At 59.3% G+C, this 3,522-nt stretch carries 5 protein-coding genes and 1 pseudogene; 1 reads left to right on the top strand and 5 read right to left on the bottom strand.

Annotation, left to right across the window (positions count from 1 at the left end):
• The 5 genes and pseudogenes from NKH35_RS30985 to NKH35_RS30965 all read right to left on the bottom strand — a co-directional run.
• Positions 1-583: pseudogene (locus tag NKH35_RS30985) on the bottom strand (type IV secretion system protein VirB4); the annotation flags it as partial.
• Complete coding sequence (locus NKH35_RS30980; protein ID WP_023679584.1) at positions 583-909, bottom strand: type IV secretion system protein VirB3; 327 nt, start codon at positions 907-909, stop codon at positions 583-585. The gene NKH35_RS30980 and the pseudogene NKH35_RS30985, both read right to left, overlap by 1 nt.
• The gene (gene virB2 / locus NKH35_RS30975) at positions 909-1,214 is read right to left on the bottom strand and encodes a pilin major subunit VirB2 (RefSeq protein WP_023673707.1); all 306 of its coding nucleotides are present in this window, start codon (positions 1,212-1,214) and stop codon (positions 909-911) included. The genes NKH35_RS30980 and virB2 overlap by 1 nt, the downstream gene beginning before the upstream one ends.
• Positions 1,215-1,288: 74 nt before the next feature.
• Positions 1,289-2,074: a type IV secretion system lytic transglycosylase VirB1 gene (locus NKH35_RS30970; RefSeq protein WP_023673708.1), complete on the bottom strand. Its 786-nt coding sequence runs from the start codon at positions 2,072-2,074 to the stop codon at positions 1,289-1,291.
• 450 nt (positions 2,075-2,524) lie between these two features.
• Positions 2,525-2,740 (bottom strand): hypothetical protein, encoded by a 216-nt coding sequence (locus tag NKH35_RS30965; protein ID WP_023737135.1) that lies wholly within the window; start codon positions 2,738-2,740, stop codon positions 2,525-2,527.
• Positions 2,741-3,363: 623 nt separating this feature from the next.
• Between NKH35_RS30965 and NKH35_RS30960 the strand changes: the two genes are divergently transcribed.
• On the top strand, positions 3,364-3,522 hold a 159-nt coding region (locus NKH35_RS30960), incomplete at its 3' end, for a response regulator (RefSeq protein WP_352610348.1).

The following is a 3,522-nucleotide window of genomic DNA, read 5'->3' as shown; positions in this document are numbered from 1 at the left end:
TCATGAGCCGAAGCGCCTCGCCGATTTCCGTGAAGAGCACGTTGCCTTTCTCACGAATGCCCAACCGGCGCAGACCGTAACCGCCGAGTGCGCCAGCAATGATGTGCCAGAGGTCTTCCCGGCTCCGCATTTGGGTGGCTAGATCGTGCTCATTCCGTCTGCGGGACTTGGCAATCCGCAAGCCGATCTTGCCGATTGCGGTGCGGGGGGACACGATCAAAGTGAGGAAGTGATCGTTGCGAAAGAGCTTTCCCGACAGCACACGACGCTCGTAGGCCTCGCTCAGACTGCCAGCGAATGCACTTTGAAACCGGCGCGGCGCCGGCGCCGGCACATCGTTGTGTCTCACAAGATGAGCGTATATCGAGACATTGTCATCGGCGATGTTGCGCAAGAGAGTGTTGAACGCGCGGCAGCGCGAGTTGCGCATCTCAGCGTCTTCCAAATCAAAGGGCACACCGTTCACATGTGCCATGGCCATGATCGATCCGTCTTCCAGAAGGACAACCTGATCGCTTACGTGACCAACATACGGAAGGTAGATCTCGCCAGACCTCTCGGTCCGGCCGCTGGCGCCGAACATTACACCATTCCTCTTCCGCGTTTCGGCACTCTGATCGGATTGGCGCTGACGCTTGCGCCTCCCCAGACCGGCCCGTCCACGCTTCTGCCGGCCGTCTGCAAATAGAGCAGCACGACGCTTGCCGCGTTATAGTCACGCTCAACAACCAGCCGTGCTCCGAACCAGAGTGGCGCGAGAACGATTTCGTAGAGCGGGTTCTGAAGGATAATGATAACAAGCCCAGCCAACATCATGAGCAATCCGGCCAGCGTCAGCGGCACCCCCAGAAACAGTGCGGGGCGCGTCGCCGCCACATAGAGGGTGCTCACTTCCAACCGGTCGCTCATCAGCCACCGCCTATGAGCGCCTTGCCCAGGAAGCTGGCCCCGAACATGATGACGATCCCTCCAACGACACCCGCAACCAGGCCAAGTGAAGCACGACCGAACATCCAAGAGATACCGATGGCTACGAGCCCGAGCACGGCCAGTGATTGTCCAAAGGGGCCAAGTATGAACGTGCAGATATTCTGGACCATCTTGGCAGGATCCGTCCCTCCGGTCACCTGAGCCGCGGCTGGCCCGCTGTAGAAGACCGTCCACGCCGCGCCTGCAGCAGCGGCCGGTACATATTCAGCCGCCATGCGCAGCATGGAAAAAGGCGAAGGAACACGCGTTTTAAGCGCACGAAGTATCTTGAGTGGCGTCATCATTGCATCTCCATGTTTCAATCGAATACGAGTTTGTTCGGGTTCGAGGGTTCCCGTGCTTTCGCAGCCTGGCTGCCTGTCGGATCGGAGGGATCGGCCCCGGAGCGGTCTGGCTGATACGAGCCCCAGATGTCCCAAGAATCTTGGTTGGGCTGCTTCTTTCTATTGGCCTGTTGGCTCTGCTGGAGCAGAGGCGGCACGGCTTTCCGACCGGGTGCCTCAAGGTGCGGCACATCTCGAGCAGTCGGCTCCAGCGTTCTCTCAAGGAGACTTGAGATGTCCTTTGCGGCCGACTCGACCTTGCGTACATAACCGTTGGCGAAGCCATGCGTGACGTCGCCCGTGTTATAGGCCGAGATGGCACGGCGAAGCGCCAGTTGCTGTGCCACAGCAGTGGTGCCGCCGGCATACCGGCTTTCAAGCAGGTGGGCGGCAGCCGAAAGCGAGGCGCAGGGCTCGAAAGCCCTTTCCGGCGTGAGATTGAGCATGGCAAAGTTCTTGCTGTTTATCTGCATCAATCCAACATCGACAGAATGTTGTGCTTCGAGGCGTTCCTTGATGCCCCGCGTGGCTTCCAGGTGGTCTATCCAGCGAAGCTGCTCACCTGTGGTGTTGTCATGAGCCACCAGCGTTTCAAAGCCACTTTCAATCTTGGCAATCGCGGCGAGGGTGGACGGCGCAACCCAGGGGGCGCATTTGCGCGACAGGCTGCGGAACTCACGCGGAGAAAGTGGCGCGGGCTCGGCTGGGAGTGACATGGATGTCATCAGGACGATGGCCAGCGGCCAAGCTGCAATAAACATTCCCTATCACCTACCTTTCCAAGCCGCCGGACGGGTTCTGGCCCTGTCCGGCACGCGCTTATCGGGGAGGTTTGTTACTGTGTGATGTTCAAGTTCAGCTTTTCGGTTTCAATTGAAGCAAAGACCGTGTTCGTATCAGCGTGGGTGAGCATCTTGCGCATGCGTGGGTGGCGCGGGCCCGATCAGCCAGCGACATCCGGAGCATCTTGGTACAATGACTCCTGTACAGGATTGCTCGTCCCGGCCGTCCGTTGCTCCTGGAGTGTGGGCCGCGACTTTGGCGTCATGGATGGTGCTTCTGTCAGCGCCAAGCCAAGGACAAAATGGGGAGCTTGGCGGGCTTGTTCAGGCTCGGGATCACCGTGGGGAATCGACTACGGCGATAAAGCGGCCCAACTTTGCCGGTATGCTGCCGGTCCTTAAAGAGCAGCCATGCGCGGCCCTGCACACTCAGATCATTGCTTGAGACGCGAGCTCGTCCGCGAAGCTGGCTCGAAGGCGCAAATCCGCGGCGGCGAGGGTCAACTGGGAAGACGTGGCGGCGCAGCCCATCCTGGTGCGAGCCTCGTTCAGCTGTTCGGCCGCCGCCGCCAAAGGGTGGATCATGCACAGTCCCATCGGCAGATAACGCACGTCATTGACGCAGTCCGACGGCGCAATGGACAAGCATAGTGACACGCTCAAGATGGAGGAGTTGCAGTAACTGAGAAATGTTAGCCCGGACGTTCACCGCAACCGGCGACCTGCCGGTCGCCCGAACAGCATTTGAGGCCGCCGGCCACCTTGGACGAAGCCGGCTTGGCAGGAGACATACTATTTGGCACAAGGCCGCTGCAGCGAATCACGGTCTTCTTCCGCCGACCGCCTCTCTGATCAAGCCAAACGCCGCGCTGCTCAACCATGTCCGAGCTGGATCCACGAGCCGCAGGATATCGAGATGATCCAGGTCCGCAAACTCCAGGATGACGAGGATGCAAGGGCACGGCAGGAAACTTAGCATCCATGAGGTCGAACTCGAGTGATATTGGCAGGCCTGCACCAACGGGGGAGCTCGAAGCGAAAAAGCGAAGGACCACACGGCAGGGTCATGTCGGCGCTTGGACCTGTCTGGTGGCCACGGGCTGCCTTGGTGCGGTCAATTCGCTAGGGATGAAAAGACCAGGGCGAGCACGGCCTCACATTGGCCGCACGCAACGGCGAGTGGTATCAAGGGCAGCTGTTTTGGGTGGTGCCCCAGGGTTGCTCGGCAACAGGTTTAGACATGGGGATTCAAGATTGAAGGTGTGCCGTTGAAACATGTTCTTGTCATTGACGATGATGCCGCAATGCGGCGCCTCATCGCCGAGTATCTCACGATGCATGCCCTGAAGGTAACCGCAGTCCACGATAGCAAGCAGTTTGACTATGTTCTTTCACGTGAGCCAGTCGATCTCGTGGTTGTTGACCTT

Source organism: Mesorhizobium sp. M1143 (assembly GCF_040318435.1).
Lineage (GTDB): Bacteria > Pseudomonadota > Alphaproteobacteria > Rhizobiales > Rhizobiaceae > Mesorhizobium.
Note: the sequence above shows the minus strand (reverse complement) of the source record. Positions and strands in the feature narration are given on the sequence as shown.

Coding starts and splice junctions, on each gene's coding strand:
- NKH35_RS30980 (WP_023679584.1), bottom strand. CDS start 909: ATGAGCGACCGGTTGGAAGTGAGCACCCTCTATGTGGCGGCGACGCGC.
- virB2 (WP_023673707.1), bottom strand. CDS start 1,214: ATGCTGCGCATGGCGGCTGAATATGTACCGGCCGCTGCTGCAGGCGCG.
- NKH35_RS30970 (WP_023673708.1), bottom strand. CDS start 2,074: ATGTTTATTGCAGCTTGGCCGCTGGCCATCGTCCTGATGACATCCATG.